The 23,010-nt window shown below is 68.7% G+C and carries 23 protein-coding genes; 9 read left to right on the forward strand and 14 right to left on the reverse strand.

Annotated elements, in window-relative coordinates:
• Positions 1 to 5: 5 nt before the first annotated feature.
• The gene (locus AB0F17_RS39965) at positions 6 to 1,100 is read right to left on the reverse strand and encodes a helix-turn-helix transcriptional regulator (RefSeq protein WP_358034030.1); all 1,095 of its coding nucleotides are present in this window, start codon (positions 1,098 to 1,100) and stop codon (positions 6 to 8) included.
• A gap of 269 nt (positions 1,101 to 1,369) precedes the next feature.
• Here AB0F17_RS39965 and AB0F17_RS39970 point away from each other — a divergent pair, with 269 nt between their 5' ends.
• Together AB0F17_RS39970 and AB0F17_RS39975 are read left to right on the forward strand one after the other, a co-directional pair.
• A complete protein-coding gene (locus AB0F17_RS39970; protein ID WP_358034033.1) occupies positions 1,370 to 1,699 on the forward strand; it encodes a DUF485 domain-containing protein in 330 nt (109 codons plus the stop codon).
• Entirely contained in the window at positions 1,696 to 3,306 is a 1,611-nt protein-coding gene (locus tag AB0F17_RS39975) for a cation acetate symporter (RefSeq protein ID WP_358034036.1), read from the forward strand. The genes AB0F17_RS39970 and AB0F17_RS39975 overlap by 4 nt, the downstream gene beginning before the upstream one ends.
• A gap of 24 nt (positions 3,307 to 3,330) precedes the next feature.
• Here AB0F17_RS39975 and AB0F17_RS39980 read toward each other — a convergent pair whose 3' ends face one another.
• The 9 genes from AB0F17_RS39980 to AB0F17_RS40020 form a co-directional block, all read right to left on the reverse strand.
• The gene (locus tag AB0F17_RS39980) at positions 3,331 to 4,830 is read right to left on the reverse strand and encodes an APC family permease (protein WP_358034040.1); all 1,500 of its coding nucleotides are present in this window, start codon (positions 4,828 to 4,830) and stop codon (positions 3,331 to 3,333) included.
• 55 nt (positions 4,831 to 4,885) lie between these two features.
• A complete protein-coding gene (locus AB0F17_RS39985; RefSeq protein ID WP_358034043.1) occupies positions 4,886 to 5,473 on the reverse strand; it encodes an ATP/GTP-binding protein in 588 nt (195 codons plus the stop codon).
• Entirely contained in the window at positions 5,454 to 5,846 is a 393-nt protein-coding gene (locus tag AB0F17_RS39990) for a DUF742 domain-containing protein (protein ID WP_358034047.1), read from the reverse strand. Before AB0F17_RS39990 ends, AB0F17_RS39985 begins: the two co-directional genes overlap by 20 nt.
• Positions 5,843 to 6,259: a roadblock/LC7 domain-containing protein gene (locus tag AB0F17_RS39995; protein ID WP_358034050.1), complete on the reverse strand. Its 417-nt coding sequence runs from the start codon at positions 6,257 to 6,259 to the stop codon at positions 5,843 to 5,845. Before AB0F17_RS39995 ends, AB0F17_RS39990 begins: the two co-directional genes overlap by 4 nt.
• Positions 6,256 to 8,550, reverse strand: coding sequence for a nitrate- and nitrite sensing domain-containing protein (locus AB0F17_RS40000; protein WP_358034053.1), 2,295 nt, complete (start codon positions 8,548 to 8,550; stop codon positions 6,256 to 6,258). Before AB0F17_RS40000 ends, AB0F17_RS39995 begins: the two co-directional genes overlap by 4 nt.
• Positions 8,551 to 8,741: 191 nt before the next feature.
• Positions 8,742 to 10,283 carry a prenyltransferase/squalene oxidase repeat-containing protein gene (locus AB0F17_RS40005; RefSeq protein WP_358034057.1) on the reverse strand — a complete coding sequence of 514 codons (1,542 nt, stop codon included), beginning with the start codon at positions 10,281 to 10,283 and terminating at the stop codon, positions 8,742 to 8,744.
• On the reverse strand, positions 10,280 to 11,170 hold the full coding sequence (locus AB0F17_RS40010) for a terpene synthase family protein (protein WP_358034059.1): 891 nt from the start codon (positions 11,168 to 11,170) through the stop codon (positions 10,280 to 10,282). Before AB0F17_RS40010 ends, AB0F17_RS40005 begins: the two co-directional genes overlap by 4 nt.
• The gene (locus AB0F17_RS40015; protein ID WP_358034062.1) at positions 11,167 to 12,528 is read right to left on the reverse strand and encodes a cytochrome P450; all 1,362 of its coding nucleotides are present in this window, start codon (positions 12,526 to 12,528) and stop codon (positions 11,167 to 11,169) included. Before AB0F17_RS40015 ends, AB0F17_RS40010 begins: the two co-directional genes overlap by 4 nt.
• A 141-nt stretch (positions 12,529 to 12,669) precedes the next feature.
• Positions 12,670 to 13,599 (reverse strand): aldo/keto reductase, encoded by a 930-nt coding sequence (locus tag AB0F17_RS40020; RefSeq protein WP_358034065.1) that lies wholly within the window; start codon positions 13,597 to 13,599, stop codon positions 12,670 to 12,672.
• 89 nt (positions 13,600 to 13,688) lie between these two features.
• On the opposite strand from AB0F17_RS40020, the gene AB0F17_RS40025 reads away from it, so the two are divergent.
• Both AB0F17_RS40025 and AB0F17_RS40030 read left to right on the forward strand, forming a co-directional pair.
• Positions 13,689 to 13,871 (forward strand): hypothetical protein, encoded by a 183-nt coding sequence (locus AB0F17_RS40025; protein WP_358034068.1) that lies wholly within the window; start codon positions 13,689 to 13,691, stop codon positions 13,869 to 13,871.
• A 224-nt stretch (positions 13,872 to 14,095) separates the two neighbouring features.
• The gene (locus tag AB0F17_RS40030; protein ID WP_358034070.1) at positions 14,096 to 14,641 is read left to right on the forward strand and encodes a helix-turn-helix domain-containing protein; all 546 of its coding nucleotides are present in this window, start codon (positions 14,096 to 14,098) and stop codon (positions 14,639 to 14,641) included.
• On the opposite strand, the gene AB0F17_RS40035 is transcribed toward AB0F17_RS40030, so the two are convergent.
• A complete protein-coding gene (locus AB0F17_RS40035) occupies positions 14,579 to 16,102 on the reverse strand; it encodes a wax ester/triacylglycerol synthase family O-acyltransferase (protein WP_358034073.1) in 1,524 nt (507 codons plus the stop codon). The genes AB0F17_RS40030 and AB0F17_RS40035 overlap by 63 nt on opposite strands.
• Before the next feature lie 142 nt (positions 16,103 to 16,244).
• Positions 16,245 to 17,291 carry a sulfite oxidase gene (locus AB0F17_RS40040; RefSeq protein WP_358034076.1) on the reverse strand — a complete coding sequence of 349 codons (1,047 nt, stop codon included), beginning with the start codon at positions 17,289 to 17,291 and terminating at the stop codon, positions 16,245 to 16,247.
• A gap of 511 nt (positions 17,292 to 17,802) precedes the next feature.
• Here AB0F17_RS40040 and AB0F17_RS40045 point away from each other — a divergent pair.
• Together AB0F17_RS40045 and AB0F17_RS40050 are read left to right on the forward strand one after the other, a co-directional pair.
• Complete coding sequence (locus tag AB0F17_RS40045) at positions 17,803 to 18,420, forward strand: hypothetical protein (protein WP_358034079.1); 618 nt, start codon at positions 17,803 to 17,805, stop codon at positions 18,418 to 18,420.
• 54 nt (positions 18,421 to 18,474) lie between these two features.
• Positions 18,475 to 18,675: a hypothetical protein gene (locus AB0F17_RS40050; RefSeq protein WP_358034082.1), complete on the forward strand. Its 201-nt coding sequence runs from the start codon at positions 18,475 to 18,477 to the stop codon at positions 18,673 to 18,675.
• A 33-nt stretch (positions 18,676 to 18,708) separates the two neighbouring features.
• Here the strand turns inward: AB0F17_RS40050 and AB0F17_RS40055 are convergent, their stop codons facing one another.
• Entirely contained in the window at positions 18,709 to 19,125 is a 417-nt protein-coding gene (locus AB0F17_RS40055; protein WP_358034085.1) for a VOC family protein, read from the reverse strand.
• Positions 19,126 to 19,203: 78 nt separating this feature from the next.
• Between AB0F17_RS40055 and AB0F17_RS40060 the strand changes: the two genes are divergently transcribed.
• On the forward strand, positions 19,204 to 19,794 hold the full coding sequence (locus AB0F17_RS40060; protein ID WP_358034088.1) for a TetR/AcrR family transcriptional regulator: 591 nt from the start codon (positions 19,204 to 19,206) through the stop codon (positions 19,792 to 19,794).
• A gap of 264 nt (positions 19,795 to 20,058) precedes the next feature.
• On the opposite strand, the gene AB0F17_RS40065 is transcribed toward AB0F17_RS40060, so the two are convergent.
• Positions 20,059 to 21,153 (reverse strand): winged helix DNA-binding domain-containing protein, encoded by a 1,095-nt coding sequence (locus AB0F17_RS40065; RefSeq protein ID WP_358034091.1) that lies wholly within the window; start codon positions 21,151 to 21,153, stop codon positions 20,059 to 20,061.
• 202 nt (positions 21,154 to 21,355) lie between these two features.
• Between AB0F17_RS40065 and AB0F17_RS40070 the strand changes: the two genes are divergently transcribed.
• Both AB0F17_RS40070 and AB0F17_RS40075 read left to right on the forward strand, forming a co-directional pair.
• Positions 21,356 to 22,558, forward strand: coding sequence for a hypothetical protein (locus AB0F17_RS40070; protein ID WP_358034093.1), 1,203 nt, complete (start codon positions 21,356 to 21,358; stop codon positions 22,556 to 22,558).
• The gene (locus AB0F17_RS40075; RefSeq protein WP_358034096.1) at positions 22,555 to 22,965 is read left to right on the forward strand and encodes a hypothetical protein; all 411 of its coding nucleotides are present in this window, start codon (positions 22,555 to 22,557) and stop codon (positions 22,963 to 22,965) included. The genes AB0F17_RS40070 and AB0F17_RS40075 overlap by 4 nt, the downstream gene beginning before the upstream one ends.
• Positions 22,966 to 23,010: the final 45 nt, after the last annotated feature.

Raw genomic sequence — 23,010 nt, forward strand, 5'->3', positions numbered from 1 at the left:
GGCCGTCAGCCGGTGAGCGCGGCCATGAGCTCGTCTCTGCCGCTCGCGCCCGTCTTTCGGAACACCGCCTTGAGATGGTCGTTGACAGTGTGCACCGACAGGCCCAGGTGGCGGGCGATCTGCTTGGGGGCCGCGCCGTCGTACAGGCATTCCACGACGCACCGTTCGCGCGGCGTGATGCCGTACCACTCGCAGAACGACGGGAGCAGCAGCGGGCCGGTGGCCGCCTGGATGACGATGGCCACGTCGCCGTCGCCGTCGGGGGAGAGAGGCTGGCCCTCGATCATTGTCCAGCGGCCGAAGATGGCCGCCGGCGCGCAGATCCGCGGCCGCCAGGAATCTGGATCGCGGGCGTATGTCCGCGTGTCGAGTGACAGGCATTCCATCGACGTGTCGGCCAGCCAGCCGGGCAGGTCGCACCGGCCGGGCGTCCACATCTGCGCCAGCCACGCACGCGCCTGCGGCGTGACCGCGCGGATGGCGTGGTCGGGGCCTATCACGATCAGGCCCGCGGGCAGCGCTGGGAACGACGGGGTCAGCGGCGCGACGGTCACATAGCGGCGCAGCGCGGCCAGCAGCGCCGGGGCCAGCCGCACCGCTCTGTCCGCGTCCTCGGGGCTGAACGGCCGGCCGCCCTCCGAGCGGATCAGTCCGAGCAACCCCCACACGCCGTGGGAGTCGCGCAGCAGCAGCCGGAGCTCGCAGCCCGCGCCGTGCGCCAGCAGCACCTCCCGCGTCAGCCGGTCGCCGTGCAGGTCGCACGGCCCGTCGCCGTGCTGCTTGCAGCTGGCGATGCTTCCCGTGCCCACCAGGCCCACCGGCACGGGCAGTCGGGCCAGCGCGGCCGGGCGGCACGGATCGCCGTCGAGGTAGCGGCTCATCGCGAGCGCGCGGATGAGTGCCGGCTCGTAGCGGTGCCAGAAGCTGAAGGACCCGAGCCCCAGCCCGGTCGACGGGCTGGTGCCGACCAGCCGCAGCGCGTCGTGGCTCACCCACTTCGCGATGGCGCGCGAGATCGCCTCGCCCAGTTCGTCCGGGTTCGCTCCCTGCCCCATCGCCGCGTAGAGGTCACGGGTCAGCCGATCCTGCGATGGAATCACGCGGATCAGATCAGCATGCCGGAAGGTCTCACGACAATCGCCGCTCAGGGTAGTCATTTGAGCACGTAGAGTAAGGTCAGAATCTCCCGGTTCAGAGCGGGCCGGAACCGTCCCGAACCGTTCATCGCGTGGAAAGGACCTTTCATCGCATCCCCGCCCCAACTAGGCGCTGAGCTGCGGCGGCTCGTCGAACCACATGTCCCCGGGCCTCCACGCGGGGTAGGTTGCGCTCCTATCTTGTGCGTGATCCGCATCACAGTGGAGGGCTCGTGACGACTAAAGAACATGACGCATCCGTCTATGAAGAAATCCAAGCAAGCGCTGAATTCCAGGACCTGAGGCGGCGCTTCCGGCGGTGGACGTTCCCGATGACCGCGGCCTTCCTGGCGTGGTACCTGCTCTATGTGGTGCTGTCCGGGTGGGCACGTGACTTCATGGGGATCAAGCTGTTCGGCAACATCAACGTGGCGCTGGTCTTCGGCCTGCTCCAGTTCGTGTCGACGTTCGCGATCGCGTGGGCCTACTCCAGGCACGCGGAGAAGCGGTTCGACCCGATCGCCGACAAGCTCCGCCACGAGGTCGAGGAGAAGGTCAAGTGAAGTCGGAGACCCTGGCCACCATCCTGTTCCTGTCCTTCGTCGCGCTGACGCTGGGCATCACGTTCTGGGCCAGCAGGCAGACCAAGACGGCCGCCGACTACTACGCGGGCGGCCGGTCGTTCAGCGGCGTGCAGAACGGCCTGGCGATCGGCGGCGACTACATGTCGGCCGCGTCCTTCCTCGGCATCGCCGGCATCATCGCCCTGTCCGGCTACGACGGGTTCCTCTACTCCATCGGCTTCCTGGTGGCGTGGCTGGTCGCGCTGCTGCTGGTCGCCGAGCTGATGCGTAACTCCGGCAAGTTCACCATGGCCGACGTGCTGGCCTTCCGGATGAGCCCGCGCCCGGTCAGGACCGCCGCGGGCGTGTCCACGATCACGGTCAGCATCTTCTACCTGCTGGCGCAGATGGTGGGCGCGGGCGCCCTGGTCGGCCTGCTGCTCGGCATCACCAGCCCCTCGGGCAAGGCGTGGACGATCGTCGGGGTGGGCGCCCTGATGATCGTGTACGTGGTGTTCGGCGGCATGAAGGGCACCACCTGGGTGCAGATCGTCAAGGCCGTGCTGCTGATGACCGGCGCCGCCCTGATCACGATCCTGGTCCTGGCGCACTACGGCTTCAACCTGTCGTCCCTGCTGGGCGACGCGGCGACGCAGAGCGGCAAGAACGGCAGCTTCCTCATCCCCGGCCTCAAGTACGGCACGGCGGCGCAGGGCCTGGCCGGCAAGATCGACCTGATCAGCCTCGGCCTCGCCCTGGTGCTCGGCACGGCGGGCCTGCCGCACATCCTGATCCGCTTCTACACGGTCCCGACCGCCAAGGACGCCCGTAAGTCGGTGCTCTGGGGCATCGGCATCATCGGCGTGTTCTACCTGCTCACCCTGGTCCTCGGCTTCGGCGCGGCGGCCCTGGTCGGCAGCAAGGCGATCGCCGCCTCGGACAAGGCGGGCAACACGGCCGCGCCGCTGCTGGCCAAGGCCGTCGGCGAGATCTTCCTCGGTTCGGCGGGCGGCACGATCCTGCTGGCGCTGATCGGCGCGGTGGCCTTCGCCACGATCCTGGCCGTGGTGGCCGGGCTCACGCTGGCCTCCTCCTCCAGCTTCGCGCACGACCTGTACGCGCACGTCTTCCGGCGCGGCAACGCCACCGAGCGCGAAGAGGTGCTGGTGGCCCGCATCTCGGCGTTCGTCATCGGCGCGGTCGCGATCGGTCTCGGCATCCTGGCCCAGGGGCAGAACGTCGCGTTCCTGGTGGCGCTGGCGTTCGCGGTGGCCGCCTCGGGCAACCTGCCGGCGATCCTCTACAGCCTGTTCTGGAAGAGGTTCAACACCGCGGGAGCGGTCAGCGCCATCTACGGTGGCCTGGTCTCCGCCCTTCTGCTGGTCATCTTCTCGCCGGTGGTGTCCGGGTCGGAGACGGCCCTGATCAAGGATGCCGCCTTCAACTGGTTCCCGCTGAGCAACCCGGGCATCATCTCGATCCCGCTGGGCTTCCTGTTCGGTTACCTCGGCACGATCCTGAGCAAGGAGTACAACGCGGCCAAGTACGCCGAGATCGAGGTCCGTTCCCTCACCGGTGTCGGCGCCGAGCAGGCGACCAAGCACTGACGCTCGCAGGTCGAGGGGCCCGGCTCAGGCCGGGCCCTTTTGCCTGCCACCCGCACCGAGGAGGTACAACAGGGCGCCCACCAGGAGCGAGGCCAGGGCGATGCCGCCCACCAGCCAGAACCACGTGCCGTAGGCGATCCGCGCCCCGAACAGGACGAACGAGCCGGCGTCGTTGGAGATCAGCGGCGTCCACGAGCCCGACAGCGTGGCGACCACTCCCACGAGCGAGGCCAGGGCGCCGATGATCGAGGCCACCCAGAAGACGGCGGGCGAGGCCAGCCGCCGCGCCTCGAACTGGGTCCGGTAGCGGCGCACGATGATGAGCACGTCGATGAACAGCACCACGATCGACAGGCACCAGATGACCGTGACCGCCGCCTGCAGCACGTTGTAGACCTCGGTCTGCGCGTCGGCCGGTGCGGCCGCCGCGAAGGGCACCACGACGAACGCCACCACGGTGAAGAGCGCGGCCAGCACCGTCTGGATCCACACCGCCACGTCCGGCACCTTCTGCGCGTTGACGTGCGAGACGGCCTGGGGCAGCCGCCGGTCGAGCCCCGAGACGAAGATCAGCCGGGCGAAGGAGTAGTTGTAGACGACGGTGATGATGAAGAACATCGCCGCCAGCAGGAGCGCCACCAGCTTGCCCGCCCAGTCGCCCAGCCCGATGCCGACCGCGGCCGCCACCGAGGTGATCTGCGCGGACTTGTCCGCCGGGACCGAGACCATCACGCCCCAGGTGGCGGCGAGGTAGGCGATCATCACGGCGAGCGAGCCCCACAGCAGGTAGCGGGTGACCGCGCGGTCCTGCCGGATCTCCACCCCCATGTTCAGCGGCACCTCGACGCCGAGCAGGGCCAGCACCGCCAGGCCGAAGAAGCTCCAGTTGGCGAAGTTGATCCCGTGCTCGGCCGACGGGCTCCAGGCCGCGAAGTCCCACGGGTTCGTCGCCGCCGCGTTGCCCTTCAGCAGGTGGGCGACCCCGGCCGCGAAGATCAGCAGGATGGCCAGGCCGTACGCGAGGAAGACGACGTTGACCACGTTCTGCGTCAGCCGGAACCTCAGTACGGCCAGCACGGCGGCCAGCACCAGGATCACCACGATCAGCCCGCCCTGCGCCTGCACCGGCAGGCCGCCCACGGCGGGGAACACGAAGCCGAGGAACGAGATCGTCAGTGTGCCCGTGGCCACCATCACCAGCACGCCCGGCCACCACGCGCAGAACCCGGCGAAGAATCCCCAGAACGGTCCGAAAGCCTTGCTGGTCCACAGGTAGATCGAGCCCTCGCCGGGGAACATGGCGCCGAGTTGCCCGGTCACGATCGCGCACGGGATGAGGAACAGCGCGAACGCGATGATCCACCAGCCGAACGCGGCCGGACCGGCGCTCTGGATCACCGCGGCGTTCGTGATGAACAGCACGATCGCCACGAAGATGGCGACCATGTCGAACGTGGTGAGCACCTTCGGCAGGATCCCGCCCGCCACCCGCTCGGACAGCAGGTCGTCGCCGGACGTCGTCATGGGGCGCCCCCTCAGCAGCGTCTACCTGCCAAGATCCGCCGCATCCCGACCGGCGTCAAGGAGCCACGGGCTCCACGCGGAGTTTGGCGGAATGCTTTACCAGGGTGATCAGCACCTCCCTGCTCGAATCGCGCTTCCTGGCGTCGCACATGACGATCGGGATCGACGGGTTCAGCTGGAGTGCCAGCCGTACCTCGTCGAGCTCGAACGTCTGCGCGCCCTCGAAGCAGTTGACCGCCACCACGAACGGCGTGCCGCGGCGCTCGAAGTAGTCGATCGAGGGGAAGCAGTCGGCCAGGCGGCGGGTGTCGGCCAGGACGACCGCGCCCAGCGAGCCCTCGGCCAGCTCGTCCCAGACGAACCAGAACCGCTCCTGTCCCGGCGTGCCGAACAGGTACAGCACGTAGTCGCTGCCGAGCGTGATGCGGCCGAAGTCCATCGCCACGGTCGTCGTGCGCTTGCCCTCCACCGACGAGATGTCGTCGATGCCGACGCCGCGGTCGCTCAGGATCTCCTCGGTCCGCAGCGGACGGGTCTCGGAGACCGCGCCGACCAGCGTGGTCTTGCCCGCGCCGAACCCGCCGGCCACCAGGATCTTGATCGCCGTCGGCAGGCGCGGGCGGTCAGAGCGATCGAAGGCCATCGAGCACCGCCCTGTACATCTTCATATCGTGCATGTCCACCTCGGATTGCGGTTCCTGGGCCGAGACGAGTTCCCTGTCGAACAGGTCGCCGAGCAGCACCCGGATCGTGCCCGCGGGCAGATCCAGGTAGGCGGCGATCTCGGCAACGGACTTGGGCTCGCGGCAGAGCCGCAGGATCGACAGATGTTCGGGGTCGAGCCCGGCCTCGGGGCCGGGCGGCGGGCCGATGGCCAGGGCCATGGAGATCAGGTCGAACTTGCCGTGCGTGGGCTGCGTCCGCCCCCGCGTCACCACGTAGGGCCGGATGATCTCCGGATCGACCCAGTGCTCTTCCAAGGGCTCGTCCACGGGGCCGTGGTCGGAGGTGGTCACCGATCACCCCTGGCCACGGCCTCGGCGCGGCTGCCCGTGGTGAGGTACTGGCCGACGCGGGCGACGAGCATGGCCATCTCGTACGCGATCAGGCCGATATCCGCGTTCTGCGCGCACAGGACGGCCAGGCACGCCCGCTCACCCGCCACGGTCACGATGAGGAAGCCCGAGCGCCACTCCACCACCGTCTGCTTGACCGGGCCGCCGCCCACGTGCTCGGACAGGCCCTTGGCCAGGCTCTGCAGCCCGGAGGCCACCGCCGACAGGTGCTCGCCGTCGGTCCGCTCCAACGCCGCGGACGACCCCATCAGCAATCCGTCGGAGGACAGCACGATGGCGTGCTCGGCCTCCTTGACCCGGCCGATCAGATCGTCGAGCAGCCAGTTGAGATCCGTGCCGGAACCAGGTGTCACGTGTCGCCTCCCGGTTGCTCGTCTTTGAGCCCGTCCATGATTTTGGCCGCTTCGGTCCTGCCCAGATTGGTGCCCGACTGCAGAGATCCCATCATCGCGCGGATCTCCTCCGGCGAGCGTTCGTCATCGTCCTCCTCGGGGTTCGGCCGCGCGGCGGACGCCTCGTCACGCAGAGCGGGGGCAAGGTTGGCCTGCGGCACCCGCAGGGGCAGGCCTGAAGGGGTGAACTCGGTGGCGGGTGGCACGGGGTTCTCCCGTTCGGGCTCCGGTCGCGCGCGCCTTGGCTCCGGCAGGACGCGCTCCCGTTCGGGCGCCTGTTCGGGGGCTCTGCGCGGCGGGGCCACCGTCAGCCGGCGCACGGTCGTCGACGCGGCCGGCCGCGTCGCCGTGGCGACGGCCTTCCTGCGGGGCAGCCGCGTCGGCTCATCACCCTCCTCCGGCTCGTCGCCGAGCTGGACGAGCTGCTGGGGGAGCAGGGCAACGACCGTGGTCCCGCCGTATGGCGAGGACTTGAGCACGACCTGGATCCCATGGCGCGCGGCCAGGCGGCTGACCACGTACAGGCCCAGGCGCGCGGTGCCGGTGATGCGGAACTCCGGGGGGTCCGCGATGCGCTCGTTGGCGGCCACCAGGTCCTCCGGCTTCATGCCGAGGCCGCGGTCCTCGACCTCGACCACGTAGCCGTTGGCCACCAGTTGCCCGCGGACCTCGACGGTGGTGTAGGGCGGGGAGAAGGAGACCGCGTTCTCGATCAGCTCGGCCAGCAGGTGGACGACGTCACCCACGGCGCGGCCCAGCAGCACGACGTCGCCCATCGGCATGAGCGTCACCCGGGTGTAGTCCTCCACCTCGGCCAGCGCGCCGCGCACCACGTCGACCATCGGCACCGAGCGCCGCCACGTACGGGCGGGTGAGGAGCCGGAGAGCACGATGAGGTTCTCGGCGTTGCGCCGCATCCGGATGGCCAGGTGGTCCAGCCGGAACAGCTCCTTCAGCTCCTCGGGATCGGTCTCACGCCGCTCCATCACGTCGAGTACGGTCAACTGCCGGTGCACCAGGCCCTGGGTCCTGCGGGCCAGGCTGAGCAGGATGTCGCGGATGCTGCGGCGCAGCTCGGCCTGCTCGGCGGCGACGCTGACCGCGGTGCGCTGCATGGTGTTGAACGCCTGGCCGACCTGCCCGATCTCGTCGTCGCCGAAGTCCAGCGACGGGGCCTCCCGCGCCAGGTCCACCTCCTCACCGTGACCGATCCGCTCCACCAGACGGGGCAGCCGCTCGTCGGACAGCTCGTGCGCGGCGTCCCGCAGCTTCTTGAGCTGCGCGAGCAGCTGCCTCGTGGTGGTGATGGACAGGACGATCGAGGCCAAGACGGCGATCAGGCCGAGTCCGCCGGCGAGTACCAGCCGGAGGAAGACCCCGACGGCGCCGGGAACGGCCCGCGCGACCAGCCGGTCGCCGCCGTCGGCGATGACCTTCTCCAGGCCCGCGCGGGCCGGTTCGGCCGCGGCTCGCCACTCGGCGCCGGTCACGGGCAGCGGCAGGCTCGTGTCGACCTGCTGGATGAGTCGCTGTTCCAGTGCGCGCAGCTGGGTGACGGACTTGGACTTGACCCATGTGCCGTATTCGGTCTTGTCGTCGGCGGGGAGCTGGAGGGCGGCCTGCTCCAGGTTGAAGCGGGAGATGCCGGCGATCTGTACGAAGTCGGTGTGTTCGGTGAGAGTGAAGGCGCCTCTGGCCAGTACCCCGGCGACGAGCGCGTCCTCGCGGGCCAGGTACTCGCTCGACCGGCTCACCAGGATGACCGTGCGGGCATCCTTGGCGATCTCCTTGTCGTCGAGCGAGGCCACGCCGTCGAACATGCGGTAGAGAGCGTCGACGATGTCGTTGTAGGAGGCGGCCGCCGTGCGGCGGTCCGGCCGGCCGCTGTCGATCGCCTTCCTGGCCGCCTCCAGGCCGGCCAAACTCCGGTACGTCTCGGACAGGCGCTGGGTCAGCAAGGCGTCGGCGGCCAGCTCGACGCTGAAGCTGGTGGCGGACTCGATGAACTCGGCGCGGGCGGCCTCGGTCTTCGACCGCTGCTCGCGTACCGCCCGGTCGGGCATCCGCGAGCCGGAGCCGAGGGAGACCAGCGTGAGGCGGCGCTCGCGTTGCAGCTCGGCCAAGAGCCGTTCGGCCGGCTGCACGGCTCCGCTGTCGACGGTGCCGGCGCCGATCAGGTTCACACCTTCCCGCAGCGTCACCCAGGCGGCGAACCCCCACAGTGCGACCAGCGACACCAGCAGGGCTGTCACTTTTGTCCGCACGCTAGAGCTACGGAAGCGCATTATGAAGCCATCCTGCAGAAATGATTGTGTAAAGCCCGGAGTCAAGGCATTGATGAGCTTCGTGAATGTCCGAGCACGCGGCATACCTTAGCAACGCCGCAAAGCGCACTCAAACCGGTGCAATCCGTGAACATGCTGTTATGCCCTTATTGTCCTATCTAATTCACTTTGCTACCCAAATGGAGTGCGGCTAGGACGGCCGCCCTTACCACAGCTAGAGGGCTGTAAAGGTCCTTGTCATGCCAAAGTGGCGGATGGTCCGACATATAGCTTGCGCGGAGCAGGTAGGCGTGGCCACGGGAGGCGGCTCGCTCGTACCGGATGGTCCTGGTCGAGCCGGGGAGCAGGAGTGCCTGGACGGCGTAGGCGGTCTCCTCGGTCGTGCCGTCCCAGCGGCCCCACGAGCCGTCGTCCCGCTGGGTGGCCAGGAGCCAGTCACGCGCCCTGGCCATCGGCACGGTCCGGTCTCGCCCGCCGTACTCGCCCAGGGCCAGTACGCAGCTCAGCGTCGCGTAGTAGGGGGAGGCGTGCCAGCGGTCGTCCCAGCTCCCGTCGGGCTGCTGGCGCTCGGCCAGCAGCGCGGTCAGGCGCGCCCTGACCGGCCGGTACGAGCCCGCCCGCTCGGGCCGGACGGCCGTGTACGCCCCGAACGCGTCGAGCACGTGCGCGTTGACGCTGATGGAGAAGCCGTTCTCGCCCGGCCAGGTGCAGAAATGCTGCCCCGTGTCGAATGCCATCAGGATCTCCGGGTCGTACGGCATGCCGAGCCGCGCCAGCGCGTGCAGTGCCACCGCCGTCGTGTCGGCGTCGGCCGGCAGCCCCGGACCGGCGGGCGTGCCCGAGGGACCCATCGCCGCCCTGAGGTCGGCCACCATCTCCGGCGGCACCTCGACCGGGATGCCCGCCCTGGCCAGGTAGCTCAGCACCCAGCCGCGCTCGAAAACCGTGATGGGCAGCCCCACCGGGACCGGACCGCCGTAGCGGGTGGCCACGGCCTCCAGGTGGGATCTGGCCTGAGTGGTGTCCAGCGGCGCGACACCCGGCCGGTCGGGGGTGCGCCGCCAGACGCTGCCGAGCCAGGCAGCGGTGGCGGCGGGCGAGGCGCCGATCGTGCCGATCGCCGTCGGCCGCACCGCGCGGGCGCCGCCCGCCGCCGGGCCCGCCACCTCCAAGGCGTGCAACAGCTTCTCCGGCAGCTCCACGCCCGACGCCACCGCCTGCCTGATGCGGTCGACGCGCGAGTAGTCCATGCCCGCCGGCAACGGCAGCGGTTCGCCGAGGTGGTGGATGTTGATGAGGGCGACCAGGAACGGGACGATCACCTCCACGGCCGGCATGTCGGGCACCTGTACGGGGTGCAACAGCCAGCGACGCAGCGCGTCAAGCCCCTTGCCCGCGGCACGCCCGAGGCGTTCCGGGTCAGCGGCCGGTGAGGTCTTGAGTTGAGGGCCGGTGGCGTGCGCGGTGAGCAGTGCCTCCGTGGCGCTCAGCGTGGGGACGAGGCCGTAGCCGTCAGGTGCCCCCCACGAGCCGTCCGTACCCTGAGTGGTCAGTAGATACTCGATCCGCTCCCGGTGGCCGGTGAGCCAGGGGACCAGCGTGACCAGCCGGCCCGTCTCGTAGATGGAGGCGGAGACCTGCCCCCACGGTCTGGCCATCAGTGTGGCGACCAGTTCATCGGCTTCGCGGGTGTAGTTCAAAGTTCACCCCAGTAGTCGGATATGCCGTAGAAGCCGGTGTTAAAGGTCAGTTGCCGCTCCAGGTAGTAGGCGGTGCGCGGGCTGGTCGCCCGCAGCGGCTGGATCAGCTCGGCGGCCCGTTCGGCGATCCCGGCCATGCGCTCGGTCACCTCGGCACGTCCGGCGCCCAAGGTGAGGGCGTTCGCGTCGCCCCATCGGGCCTCCCTGCCGGCTGTCGCCAGGTCGTTGAGCAGCCGCAGGTAGCGCTGCACCTCGTCGCCGGCCCGCGTGGCCGGTTCGACCGGCTCGCCGGTGGAGATCCAGTGCGACAGGTTGACGAAGGACGAGCCGGTGCCGTCCGCGTTGCCCAGGTACTCCTCCAGGCCGGGCCTGGCTTCGGTGGCGCGCCAATCCCACTCCTTGGCCATCGCGGCCAGCATCCGCGCGAGCTGGGCGCGCCAGGCGGCGTGGGCCGGCTCCTCTTGGAGGGCGCCACAGGATCCGTCGCGTCCCTCCTCGGGATCGTCGTGGAATCCGTAGCGGAGGCCGTGGCGGAGATCGGCGAGGAACCGGGTGATCGGGCTCAGGGGCGTGGCGCCGTCGGCCACGTCCAGGCAGTCGCCGACCAGGGCGGCGACCTCCTCACGTGACGTGGCGGCGTGGTCGATCCGCAGGTCGATCGCGAACACCCACAGCGCCGCCCGGCTGACCGCCCGGAGCTCGGCGGCCGTGGCCCAGGGCGAGCCGAAGGCGCCGACGAGCCCGAGCGAATGGAAGAAGCCCGGGTCGAACGGTTTGGCCGGGAAGAGCTCGCCGTACCGCCGGGCATGCCTGGACAGGTCACGGGCGCACTCCACGGCCAGCGCGCATGTCCTGCCCAGTTCGGCGCCCGTCTGGGAGCGCGTCATCGGTGTCCGACCGGTACGAGCGTCATCGACAGGCCGGTTGCCGGCCGCAGCGTCGAGGCCAGCCGAGGGGTGACCGGTCCTCTACTGCCCAGCACCGGCCGGTACTTACTGAGGATCCCGGCCACCAGCAGCAGCGCCTCCATCATGAACAGATGTGGCCCCAGGCAGACGTGCGGTCCGGCGGCGAAGGGAAAGTAGGCGTAGCGATGCCGCCTGCCCCCGCCATGACCCGAGTCCCCTGGCGCGAACCGTTCGGGCAGGAAGTCGAGCGGCCGGTTCCACCATTCCGCCAGCCGATGCGTCAGGAACGGGCTGAGCACGATGGTGCTTCCTGCCTCGATCTCGATCCCGTCGATGACGTCGTCCGCGCGGGCCGTACGCGGGAGGATCCAACCCGGCGGGTAGAGCCGCAGCAACTCGTCCAGGAACATCCGCAGATACGTCAGCCGCGGCAGGTGGTCGGTGGTGACAGGGCCGGCTCCGACCACGCGCTCGACCTCCTCGTACACCTTCGCCGCCACCTCGGGATGGGCGTCGAGCACCGGCCATACCCAGGTCAGCGCGGTGGCGGAGGTCTCGGTGGCCGCCCCGTGGATGGCCACCAGGTCGTCGCGGATCCGCCTGTCGCCGTCGACGCCCACGTCACCGTGGCGGGCCCGGCACAGCGCCGAGACGACGTCGCCGTCCTCCTGCGCCTGTGCCCGCGCGTGGCGGATCGTCGGGTACACCACGTCGTCGATGGTCCTGATGGCCCGCTTGAACGCCCGGTCGCCGGGGAGCGGGAATCCCTGGGGCACGAACGGCAGCAGCAGCCGGATGGACCTGGCGGTGACACCGGTGTCGTAGGCGGGCGCCAGCCGGTTGACGTCCGCCTCCGGGAGCTTGGCGCCGAGCAGCAGCCGCACGATGGTCGGGTGGACAAGGGCTGACACGCTCTCGGCGATGTCGAACGGGCGCCCGGGGACCATGACGGTCTCGATCAGCTCGGTCATGATCCCGGCCATCCGTCCGGCCAGCGCGTCGACGTACTTGGCGGTGAACAGGGGTTGCAGGATCGCCCTGCTGTCGGCCCAGGCGGGGCCGTCGGACAGGATGCCGTTGCCGATGAGCGGGGCGAGCGGGTCCCAGAACATACCTTCGCGCAGGTAGTTGGACTGGTTGCGGCGCAGTACGTGCTGGACGTGGTCGGGGTGGGTGACCAGGTAGGGGCGGAACGGTCCCATGTTCAGCCGGACGAGCTCGCCGCGGGCCCGCGTGCTCGCCTCCTCGAAGGCGCGGATGGGGGTGCGCGCGTGCCTGGTCAGCGATCGGAGAAAGGGTACGGTCCTGGCTTCACGGCTCGCGGCGCCGGCTGACACGTGCTCCTCCATTGCCCGTCTCAACTAACGGACATTTCATGACAAGAGTAAGAAATCTTGTGGAGTATCACATGATCTTGGGTGCGGATTCAAGATCGCACCCGGGTAGGAGCTCCCATTATTCTGGTCGGTTTTCCATGGTCAGGGGCGGGAGGCCGCGTCCAGGAGGCGTAGTTCGTCGGCCGTCAGGGTGAGCGCGGCCGCCGTGAGGAGCGGCTGGAGCTGGCCGACGTCGCGGGCGCTGGCGATCGGCGCGGTGATCGTGGGCTGGGCGGCCAGCCAGGCCAGCGCCACCGCCGCCGGTTCGACGCCCCGCTCGGCGGCCACCTTGGTGAGGGCGTCGATCGCCCGCGGCCCGTGCTCCGTCTCCAGGTATGAGGCCGCCTGTCCTGCCCGCGGGCTGTCGATCGTGACCCCCCGGGCGTACTTGCCGGTCAGGAAGCCGCGGGCCAGCGAAAAGTACGGCGTGCTGGACAGCCCTTCCCTGGCCACCACGTCCCGTAGCTCACCCTCATAGGAGCGCTCGACCAGGTTGTACGGCTGCTGGAGCGCGACATACCTGGGCAGGCCCTCGTCGTCGGCCACCTTCAGCGCCTCCGCCAGCCGGTCGGCGCCGTAGTTGGAGGCGCCGATGTGGCGGATCTTGCCCTCCTCGATCAGCGCCCCGAACGTGGCCAGCGTGTCCGCGAGCGGGGTGTCGCGGTCGTCGACGTGCGCCCAGTAGAGGTCGATCCGGTCGGTACGCAGCCGGCGCAGAGAGTTCTCGACGGCGGTGCGGATGGTCGCGGGCGCCAGGCCCTCCAGACCTGCCAGCATGCCGACCTTGGTGGCCAGCACGATCGAGTCGCGGTTGCCGCGTTCCGCCAGCCAGTCGCCGATGATCATCTCGGAGGTGGACTCGCCGGTGGCCCAGTACGGGTAGACGTCGGCCGTGTCGATGAAGTTGCCGCCGCCCTCGACGTACGCGTCGAGCACCTCGAAGGACGCCGCCCTGTCGGCGGTCCAGCCGAAGACGTTGGCGCCAAGACATATCGGGAACACGGTCAGATCCGTGGTGGCTATCGATCTCATCTTCGCCATTATCCGCGCATCGAAAAGGGAGGCTCCGGTGGCATCCCGATTACCCGGTCGTCGCTGGCGGCCTTCTCGCCTTGGGCGCGATGGCCGTACTCCTGCTCCATCGTGCTGTCGAGCCCGCCCCTCAGCCGGTTCCGTCGAGGAGCACGCGAGCGGCCGAGGTGGTCGAGGAGAAGCGGCTCGACGAGCGCAGGATGGAGCTGACGATCAGGTCGCGGGCGCTGGCCGGCACCACGAAGGTCCGCCTGCTGCTCCCCGCGGGCTGAGAGTCGCGCCGTGACTGGCCGGTGCTCTGGCTGCTGCACGGCGGCCTCGACGACTACGCCTCGTGGACCGCCAGGACCGACTGTCGACGCGCTCACCCGGGACTCCGGGCGGTGATGCCCGACGGCGGCAAGTGCGGCAGCTACTCCGACTGGTGGTCCGCACGTACGAGGCTCTCGCCTTCACGGCATTACCGGGGGGTTATAGGTGACGCTAGGGTGCGGCTGTGGAGGGCGGCGACGCGCGGACGCGCATCCTGGACGCGGCGGAGGAACTCTTCGCCGGTGGCGGTTACGAGGCCACGCCGACCGCGCTCATCGCCAGGCTGGCCGCGGTGCCCAAAGGGCTCATCTTCCACTACTTCCCGCGCAAGATCGACGTCCTGGTCGCGCTGATCGACGAGCGCACCCTGGTCGAAGAGGGGCACGAGGTCGACGCCGTGCCCGGCGACCCCGCGGGCACGCTGTCGCGGCTGGCCCGCAGGCTGCCGCTGCACGCCTCACCCGCGATGCGGCGCATCCTGTTCCGCGAGGCCGACACGCACGGCTCGGTCAAGGAGCGGCTCGGCCGCCTCAACGGCGAGCTGATCAGCCGGGCCAGGTTCGCGCTCGAACTGGCGCTGCCGGGCGCGCGGGGCGGGGCGGCCCGGCTGGAGGTGGCGGCGGCCACGTTCGCGGCCGTACTGCTCTACCAGGAGAACCTCTGCCAGCTAACCGGCCACCAGATCGATCCCGACGCGGTCGCGGAACTCATCGCCCACTCGCTCATCTGACAGCTCGTCGAGGGCCGACTGCAGGTGGGAGAGCAACCCCCATACGTCGTCCATCCGCTCGGGGCAGGCCACCACGCCGAAGTCGAGCATGCCGTCGTAGGAGAAGCAGGTGATGTTCACGCCGCCGCTCAGGTCGGTCAGCACCGACAGCGGGTAGTACGACAGGATCCGTCCCCCGCACAGGTACAACGGGAACTGCGGCCCGGGCACGTTGCTGATGATCAGGTTGATCGGCGGGAACGTCACCGACGCCAGCCGGAAGATCGCCGGGGTCGCCAGGCTGGTGATGGGCGCGGGCAGCAGCGAGCAGAGCTCGTTCAGCCAGGCGGGCGGCGCCAGCGCGAAACGCCGCTTGGCGGTGCTCATCGTGGCGCCGACGGCCCGCAGCCGCCGCACCGGATCGGCGACGTTCGTGGGCATCGGGGTGACCATGGCGGAGATCTGGTTGCCCACCACCTCCCCGGCGCCGGCCGTACGGACCGCGACGGGGACCGCGACGATCAGCGGCTCGTCGGGCAGCGCGTCACGCTCCTCCAGCCACGACCGCAGCGCCGACGTGCACAGCGCCATGACGATGTCGTTGACGCTCATCCCGTTGGCCTTGGCCACGTTCTTGACGTCCTTGAGCGAGACCGAACCGAACGACAGGTGCCTGCGTCCGCTGATCGGCCCGTTGAACGGCGTGCGCGGGACGGTCAGCCCGGGTAGTTCGGGGCGGCGCTTCCCGTCGCGGGCGACGAACCTGGCCGCCTTGGCGATCAGCCGCGAGCCGGGGATGGTGGCGGCCAGGGGGATCGCGTCGAGGTCACCGGCCGCCTTGACGGCCGAGCGGAGGGCGCGTGCGGGGTGGGTGGCGGTCTGTACGGCGGCGCCCGCCAGCATGCTCACCAGGCTGGGCGTCTGGCCCGTCCGCTCCCTTAGCTCCCTTTGCTGCTTTTTGTTCGGTGTCTGACCCGGCTTGCAGGTGGGCGGGAGTGCATGGCGGGCGTTGGGGGAGAGGTCGAGCAGCGTGGCGAGTGTCTCCGCGCCCGAGACGCCGTCGATGGCCGCGTGATGCACCTTGGTGTAGACGCCGACCAGACCATCGGCCAGCCCGTTGATCAGGTGCATCTCCCACAGTGGATGGGCCCGGTCGAGCCGGCGGGCGTGGATGGCGGCCACCGCCTCGGCCAGTTGCCGCTCACCGCCGGGCGCGGGCAGCGTCATCTCGAACAGGTGGTTGCCGATCTCGAAATCGGGGTCGGGCACCCAGTAGGGCCGGTCGAGCCCGAGCGGCACCTCCGCCAGTCGCAGGCTGAGCGCGGGCGACAGGTGCAGCCGCTCCAGCAGCAGGGCCGCGAGGTTGTCCCGGGTCACGTAGCCGTCGGCGGGATCAAGGATCGCCAGGCCCGCCACGTGAGCGGCGGTGGTCGCGGACTCGACATTGAGGAACTGGGCGTCGAGGGCGGTGAGCTGGCGCATCTGCTCTCCCTTTCTCGGAATGTGGCTACCATCACATGTGAGGATTGCCGCGACGTTTCCGCGAGAGTCTTTCAGATGAATTCAGGTGGGCCGTACGACCCTTTAGTCAATGCGCAGCTCACACCGGATCGGTGACAATTATCTATCCGTGGACAACGGAAATAGGGTGTCGCACGACGGCGCCGAAGTGATATCCGAACGGGTGGTGCGGCGTCGTCAGCGGCTGCGTCACGCCCGTCTCGTCGGTCGCCCGCGCCATCAGCTCGTACGCCCCCGCCGGCTTGGGCGCCCACTCGATGTGCCACGGCAACCAGGCGCTGACCAGGTGGCGACCGTGGTGTTCGGCCTGGTGCCAGCTCTGCCCGCCGTCGATGCTGACATCGACCCGGACGATCCGTCCCTGTCCCGACCACGACCTGCCATGCAGGATGTACGGCCGGTCGGCCAGCAGCCGCGCATTCCACGCGAGCTCGAAAGCGCTCTTCACCGGCTGGGTTGTTACGTCGCGGTAAAAGACGGTGTTCCACGGTGACGTGAGCTCGCGGGTCGCCACTTCGATGTCACCCAGCCATTTGATGGACGCTATTCCCACCCATCCCGGCACCACCAGGCGTACCGGAAATCCGTGGTCGGGCGGGAGCGGCCGGCCGTTCATCTCGTAGGCGACGAGCACGTCGTCCATGGCCTTGCCGACGGGGAGCGGCCTGCGTACGTGCCCGTAGTCCTCGAACGGCGCGTCGAGGCCGCTCGGCAGCAGATCCACGGCGTCCGGCCGCAGGCCCGCGTACTGGAGCAGGTAGCTGAGCGGCACCCCGCGCCACCGCGCCACCCCGATCCCGCCCAGTCCCCACTGCGTGCCCGGGGCCGGATGGTGCTGCTGCGTCCCGTACAGCCGCCGACCGTTTCCGGCGCACTCGATCGCGGCGTCGATGGTCCGTGACGGCATGGCACGAAGCTGGTCGTAGTCGTACTCGCCAGGACATCGCAGCCCGGGGCCGTGGAGCCGGAGCCGCCAGGTCGTGGGGTTGATGTTGGGGGTGTACGTATGATTCCGCACGAAAAATCGGTCTATTGGGGTGTGGTATCCCTGCCCGGCCATGGCTTCCCACCGCATCTCGGCGCTGCCGTCGTGGACTCTGAACAGGTGGGCGGGCAGCGGTTTGATGATCGTCGCCAGAGCTTGCTCCATGGGGCGTCACCTCCATAGTCCATATTTCCTACTGGGAAACCATTTAATCGTGACTCGGGAGTTCTCTCCAGCCAGTCCCGGTGAGAACATGCCCGCGATTCGAGACGGCGGCACATGACGATGGGGCCGTGGCGATGGATCCGTGACGGCGGGCAGTGGCGATATGGCTATGGCGGCGGGGCAGTGGCGATGGGGCCGTGACGACTGGCCGTGTCGGCGGGGCCGTGTCGGCGGGGCCGTGACGACTGGCCGTGACGACTGGCCGTGACGACCGGCCATGACGACCGGCCATGACGACCGGGCCATCGAGGCATGTCGGCGAGGCTGCAAGAAGGGCTGACTGGTCGGCGGGTGGCTCCTGGGTGGTCGATAGGAAGGGGCGGCGGGTGGTGTCTGGTCGCCATGGTCAAGGGGCGACAGCAAGTTTTGGACATGGCATGGGGCCCTGACATCTCGACCATCACGGGCGGGCTCCTAGCGTGGTGCTGAGGTACACAGCGAGGGGGCCGCGATGTTCATCCAGGTCATTCAGGGACAGATCACGGACATCGGCGAGATGCGGACGGCGTTGGACCGATGGCATGCCGAACTCGCGCCGGGAGTGGACGGCTGGCTCGGCACGACCGCCGGCGTGACGGACAACGGCATGTTCGTGAACACCGCGCGGTTCGAGTCGCAGGAGGTGGCACGGCGCAACAGCGAGCGGCCCGAGCAGGGTCAGTGGTGGGCCGAGACCGCGAAGCTCTTCAGTGGCGAGGTGGCCTTCCATGACTGCACCGAGGCGTACACCTACCTGGAGGGCGGATCAGATTCGGCGGGATTCGTCCAGGTGATGCAGGGACGGATCCGGGACCCGCAGCGGATGCGCGAGATCATCGCCCGGGGCGAGCAGGGCCTGGCCGAGTTCCGGCCCGACCTCATCGGCGGGTTCGCCGCCCTGCACGGGGACGGCGGATACACCGAGGTCGCGTACTTCACCTCCGAGCAGGCGGCCAGAGAAGGCGAGGGCAAGCAGCTCCCGGCCGAGATGCGGGAGCTCTTCGAGGCGTGGAAGGGGCTGTTCGAGGGCGAGCCCACCTACTTCGACCTGCGCGACCCGTGGTTGTACTCGCCTCCTCAGGCTGTCTGAGGTTTCCGCCCCTCTGGGTCATGCTTCGGTGGCCTCCGCCAGGTCGAGGAGGTCATGACGCTCGGCGAGCAGTTTCACGATGTACCGGATGTCTTCGTGGGGGCTGCGGCTGAAGGGGGACAGGAGCGCTCGGACCCGTTCGTCGGCCTCTTGTGGCGTGTTCGCGTCATTGTTGGCGACGACGTGATACAGGCTTATCAGGGTGCTCGCGTCGCCCTCCCCGACACGACGTCAATGGACGTCTCGCCTCGATGACAACAACTCAGAAACGCTGGCGAAGATCCTGGCTCACGCGGTGACGTACTGGTCCCCGAAAGCTCCAAACGGCGCGATGGGCGTGATGACATCGATCAGAACGCCGCTGGGGTCAGCCACGATGAAGTGCCGCTGCCCGAACTCCTCGCTGCGCAGTTCGAGCTCTGCTCGCAGCCCCTCGCCGACAACGAGCCGTTCCCACTCGGCGTCCACGTCCTCCACCTCGAAGTTGAGCAGCAATCCCTGCACGCGGGCGCGATATCCCTCCGGCACCGTCGGGTGAGCATAGTCGAGCAGCGCGAGCTCATACGCTTGGGTCCCCGCCCGCCGCAGACTCACGTACCAGTCGGCCTCGAAGGTCGTCTCGAACTCGAACAGCCGGGTGTAGAAGTCATGGGACTCGGCCAACCGCGAGGTGCCGATGACCGGATAGAAGCTGGTCAGCATCATGGAAGCTCTCCTTCGCATACCGATGGTATGTACAGATACGCTACTTGACCTACCATCGGTACGTCAAAGGGAGATGTGATGACCGACGGAGCCAGGGCCCGCCAGCGCGAGCAGACCAAGCGCACCCTGCTGCGCGAAAGCCGCCGACTGTTTGCGAGCCGCGGCTATGGCGCGGTCGGTCTGGCCGAGATCGTGCACGCCGCCGCAGTCACCAAGGGCGCGCTCTACCACCACTTCGACAGCAAGACCGACCTGTTCCGCGCGATCCTCCAACAGGTGCAACAGGAGGTCGCCCAGAAAGTGGCCGCGACCGCACAAGCCCATGACGACCCCTGGGAACAGCTGACCGCCGGATGCCGGGCGTTCCTCACCGCGAGCACCGACCCGGACGTCCAACAGATCATGCTCATCGACGCCCCCGCCGTGCTCGGCTGGAGCGAATGGCGCGCGATGGACGAGAGCGCGTCGGCACACCATCTAGCCGAAGCACTCACCACTCTCATCCAACAAGGAACCATCGCCCCTCAACCGGTCGAACCACTCACCCACCTGCTGTCCGGCGCCATGAACGAGGCCGCCCTGTGGCTGGCCACATCAACCAACCCCAACGACCTGGCCGCTACCTGGGCCGCACTCTCACGGATACTCGAGGCACTGCGCCACAAGTGAATTCCACATAGCCGGCCCGAAGCAGCCCAGCTCCCACAGTCCCTCGAAACGATGTCGTGGCCGGGCTACCGGCCCCCGGGCTGGGGACGCCTCGTAGACCTTGGCCTTGGCGGCCAGTTTCCTCCGTTACCTCGACAGCACCCTTCAGCCCCTGGACGGCCGCGGTGATCTGGTCGGCGTAGAACCCTGTATGGGTGTCGGCCAGGTGGTCCGCTGAATCGCAGACCCTGATCGACGCCCTCCACGCCAGCCACCACCTACCGCTCAGGGGATGTCGTCGACGGGGTGGAACCGGATGTCATGGTTGTCTGCTTCCGCCGCCGCGAAGCGCAGGAGGCGAGCACCTTCCTCGATCACGGCGGCCTCGCCGCCCCTGGGCAGGGATTCGAAGAGCTTGACGACCAACGTCGCCGTGCTTTTGTGCCGCTTGATGCTCCAGAGCCCGTGTACGAAGCCGTCCACGGTCATCGTCGCCTCGACGATGGTGTGCCTGCGCTGTCCGTCGGTCATCATCCGGCTCCGATCGGCGTGGCCGAGCACCACGTTGTCGAGCGCGGCCAGAAAACGGACGGGCGCCGGCACGTCCGGGTCGGGCCGTGGCGCTTCCGGGAGGTCGAACATCTCGCCTCCGGCCTCGTTTCGGAAGACACGCAACTGCGGCCGGAGTGCTTCGACCACTTCGCGCAGCCGGGTTATTCCGCTCCATGCCTGGATGTCCTTCACCGTGGCCGGACCGAAGGATGCGAGGTAGCGCAGAATCAGTCCGTGTGCTGAGGGGGCGTCGGTCAGCGGCCGGCCGAGCCACTGGTCGGCGAGCGTGAAGGGAGTCGTGCCTCGCCGTCCCCAGGTGCCGTCGGGCGGCGGGTGCACCACCGGCAGCAGCCCCTGCGCCGACCGGGCCAGTGCGACGGGGTCGCGTCCGGGCCACCGTTCAGCCAGTGCCCTGCCGAGCTCGGGTCTGGTCAGCGTGTCCTGACCGAGGGCCGTCCGCGCTGCGGCGGCCAGCTCGGTGAGGTCCAGTCCAGCGGTGAACTTGCCGAACGCCCCCTTCTGCCAGCGATCCAGCATCGGCTGCAACAGCGGCCGAAGCCACACGTAATCCTCAGCGGTGACCAGGTGCTGGGTTCCCCGGAACAGCGTCGCGCGTACCACCTTCCGCTGGTACAGCAGCCGGGTCAGATCATCGAGACGGAAGGCCGCGATCCGGCTCCACAGCCCGATGTACGGCGGGTCGGGATCCTGGGCCTGCAGACCGACAAGGCGCTCGATCACGTTTACCGCGGGCACGTCCGCCCGTCGCAGGAGCAATTGCCGTTCCAACGTCGCCCGGTTGAGGCTTCGGCGGGTAAGGATTGTCATAACGTCCCCATGAGAGTCGGCGGGTCGCCATCCGGCCAGACCCGGGAGAGCAGCCAGCGGCAGGTGAGCACTCTGGCGTCTTCCAGGCACTTTCGACGGTGTCAGCGCACCCATGGCGCATGGTGCGGATGCTGGCCGCCACGTGACCCTGGCACCGATCGCGGACGGATGCTGACCGCGAACGCTCCTAGCGTCGGCTGCCATGACGCAAGAAGATTCCGTGACCGTTCCGGCGACCGGCGACGCGGGCCACTCCTTTGCCCAATCGTTGTCGGCTGGTGGCTGGACGGACCAGGCGCGCATCGCCAACCGTGACGACATCCGCATCGTGGGAGCGCGTGAGCACAACCTCAAGGACGTGTCACTGCGGATACCGAAGAACAAGATCACTGTATTCACCGGGGTCTCCGGCTCGGGTAAGTCCTCCATCGTTTTCGACACCCTGGCCGTCGAGGCGCAGCGCCAGCTGAACGGCACCTTCAGCTGGTTCATCCGCAACCAGCTACCGAAGTACCGACGGCCGCACGCGGACGCCATCGAGAACCTCACGGCACCGGTCATCGTCGACCAGAAGCCGGTCGGCGGCAACGCCCGCTCGACCGTGGGCACGATGACCGACGTCTACTCGATGATCCGCATACTGTTCTCCCGCCATGGCAGGCCGTACAACCCACCCGCCATGTACTCCTTCAATGACCCGCAGGGCATGTGTCCCGGCTGCGACGGTCTCGGCCAGGAGCGATGCGTCGATGTGGAACGGATGCTCGACCGGACGAAGTCACTCGACGACGGAGCGATCCGGTTGCCCACCCACAAGGTCGGAAGCATGGACTGGCAGCAGTACGCCAACTGCGGCCACTTCGACGCGTCGAAACCACTGTGCGACTACAGCGATGCCGAGTGGCACATGCTGCTGCACGGCAGCGGCGGAAAGGTGACGGTGAGCACGGCGAACAGCACGATGACACTCGCCTTCGAAGGCATCGTGGACCGTTTCGCCCGGACCAACCTCAAGCGGGACCTGAGCTCGCTGAGCGAACGTGGCCGGGCCAACGTCGAGCGGTTCATCACCCTCGGCGACTGCGCCGCCTGCGAGGGAACTAGACTGAATCCGACCGCACTCGCAACGACGATCGGTGGCCATTCCATCGCGGACTGGTCCCGCATGGAGATCAGCGAACTGATCAAGCGCCTCGACGCCATCGAGGACCCGGTGGCGACGCCGATCGCCGACGGAGTCCGCACCGCACTCGAGCGCATCGACGCGATCGGCCTGGGCTACCTGTCCCTGGACCGGCCGACCACGTCGCTATCCGGTGGCGAGGCGCAGCGGCTGAAGATGGTGCGCCACCTCGGCAGCAGCCTTATCGGGATGACCTTCATCTTCGACGAGCCGAGCACGTGAAAACCGAAGGTATCGTCCGCGAGGCGTTCGCCGACGCCAAGAGCGCGATGATCCACGAGGCGGACATCGCCTCGGTCGCCGCGACCGCACTGACCGCCGACGGCCACGCCGGCCAGGAGTACTGGCTCACCGGGCCGGAGGCGCTGACCCCGCCGGAGAAGGTGCGCACGATCAGCGACGTCCTCGGTCGCGATGTGCGCTACATCGAACTCACCAAGAACGAGATCGTTGTGCAGTGGCGCCAGACTGGCTACTCCGACGAGGACATCGAGTTCTTCCTGACCATGCGGACCAACCCGCCGCAGGCCGGCTACACCGTGCTGCCCACCGTGGAGAAGGTCACCGGCAGGCCCGCACGGACCTTCGCTCAGTGGGTGCGGGAGAACGCTGCGGCCTTCGGCGCCTGAGGCCGGGTACGGCCCGGAGATTCCGACGACATCCCGCAGTGCTTA

The organism is Nonomuraea sp. NPDC026600 (genome assembly GCF_040638335.1).
In the GTDB taxonomy this organism is placed as follows: domain Bacteria; phylum Actinomycetota; class Actinomycetes; order Streptosporangiales; family Streptosporangiaceae; genus Nonomuraea.

Bases quoted from the DNA above. Each gene is read 5' to 3' on its own strand.
- AB0F17_RS39980 (WP_358034040.1), bottom strand. From the start codon at position 4,830: ATGACGACGTCCGGCGACGACCTGCTGTCCGAGCGGGTGGCGGGCGGG.
- AB0F17_RS39985 (WP_358034043.1), bottom strand. From the start codon at position 5,473: ATGGCCTTCGATCGCTCTGACCGCCCGCGCCTGCCGACGGCGATCAAG.
- AB0F17_RS40010 (WP_358034059.1), bottom strand. From the start codon at position 11,170: ATGACGCGCTCCCAGACGGGCGCCGAACTGGGCAGGACATGCGCGCTG.
- AB0F17_RS40020 (WP_358034065.1), bottom strand. From the start codon at position 13,599: ATGAGATCGATAGCCACCACGGATCTGACCGTGTTCCCGATATGTCTT.
- AB0F17_RS40025 (WP_358034068.1), top strand. From the start codon at position 13,689: ATGGCCGTACTCCTGCTCCATCGTGCTGTCGAGCCCGCCCCTCAGCCG.
- AB0F17_RS40035 (WP_358034073.1), bottom strand. From the start codon at position 16,102: ATGCGCCAGCTCACCGCCCTCGACGCCCAGTTCCTCAATGTCGAGTCC.
- AB0F17_RS40040 (WP_358034076.1), bottom strand. From the start codon at position 17,291: ATGGAGCAAGCTCTGGCGACGATCATCAAACCGCTGCCCGCCCACCTG.
- AB0F17_RS40045 (WP_358034079.1), top strand. From the start codon at position 17,803: ATGTTCATCCAGGTCATTCAGGGACAGATCACGGACATCGGCGAGATG.
- AB0F17_RS40050 (WP_358034082.1), top strand. From the start codon at position 18,475: ATGACGCTCGGCGAGCAGTTTCACGATGTACCGGATGTCTTCGTGGGG.
- AB0F17_RS40055 (WP_358034085.1), bottom strand. From the start codon at position 19,125: ATGATGCTGACCAGCTTCTATCCGGTCATCGGCACCTCGCGGTTGGCC.
- AB0F17_RS40060 (WP_358034088.1), top strand. From the start codon at position 19,204: ATGACCGACGGAGCCAGGGCCCGCCAGCGCGAGCAGACCAAGCGCACC.
- AB0F17_RS40065 (WP_358034091.1), bottom strand. From the start codon at position 21,153: ATGACAATCCTTACCCGCCGAAGCCTCAACCGGGCGACGTTGGAACGG.
- AB0F17_RS40070 (WP_358034093.1), top strand. From the start codon at position 21,356: ATGACGCAAGAAGATTCCGTGACCGTTCCGGCGACCGGCGACGCGGGC.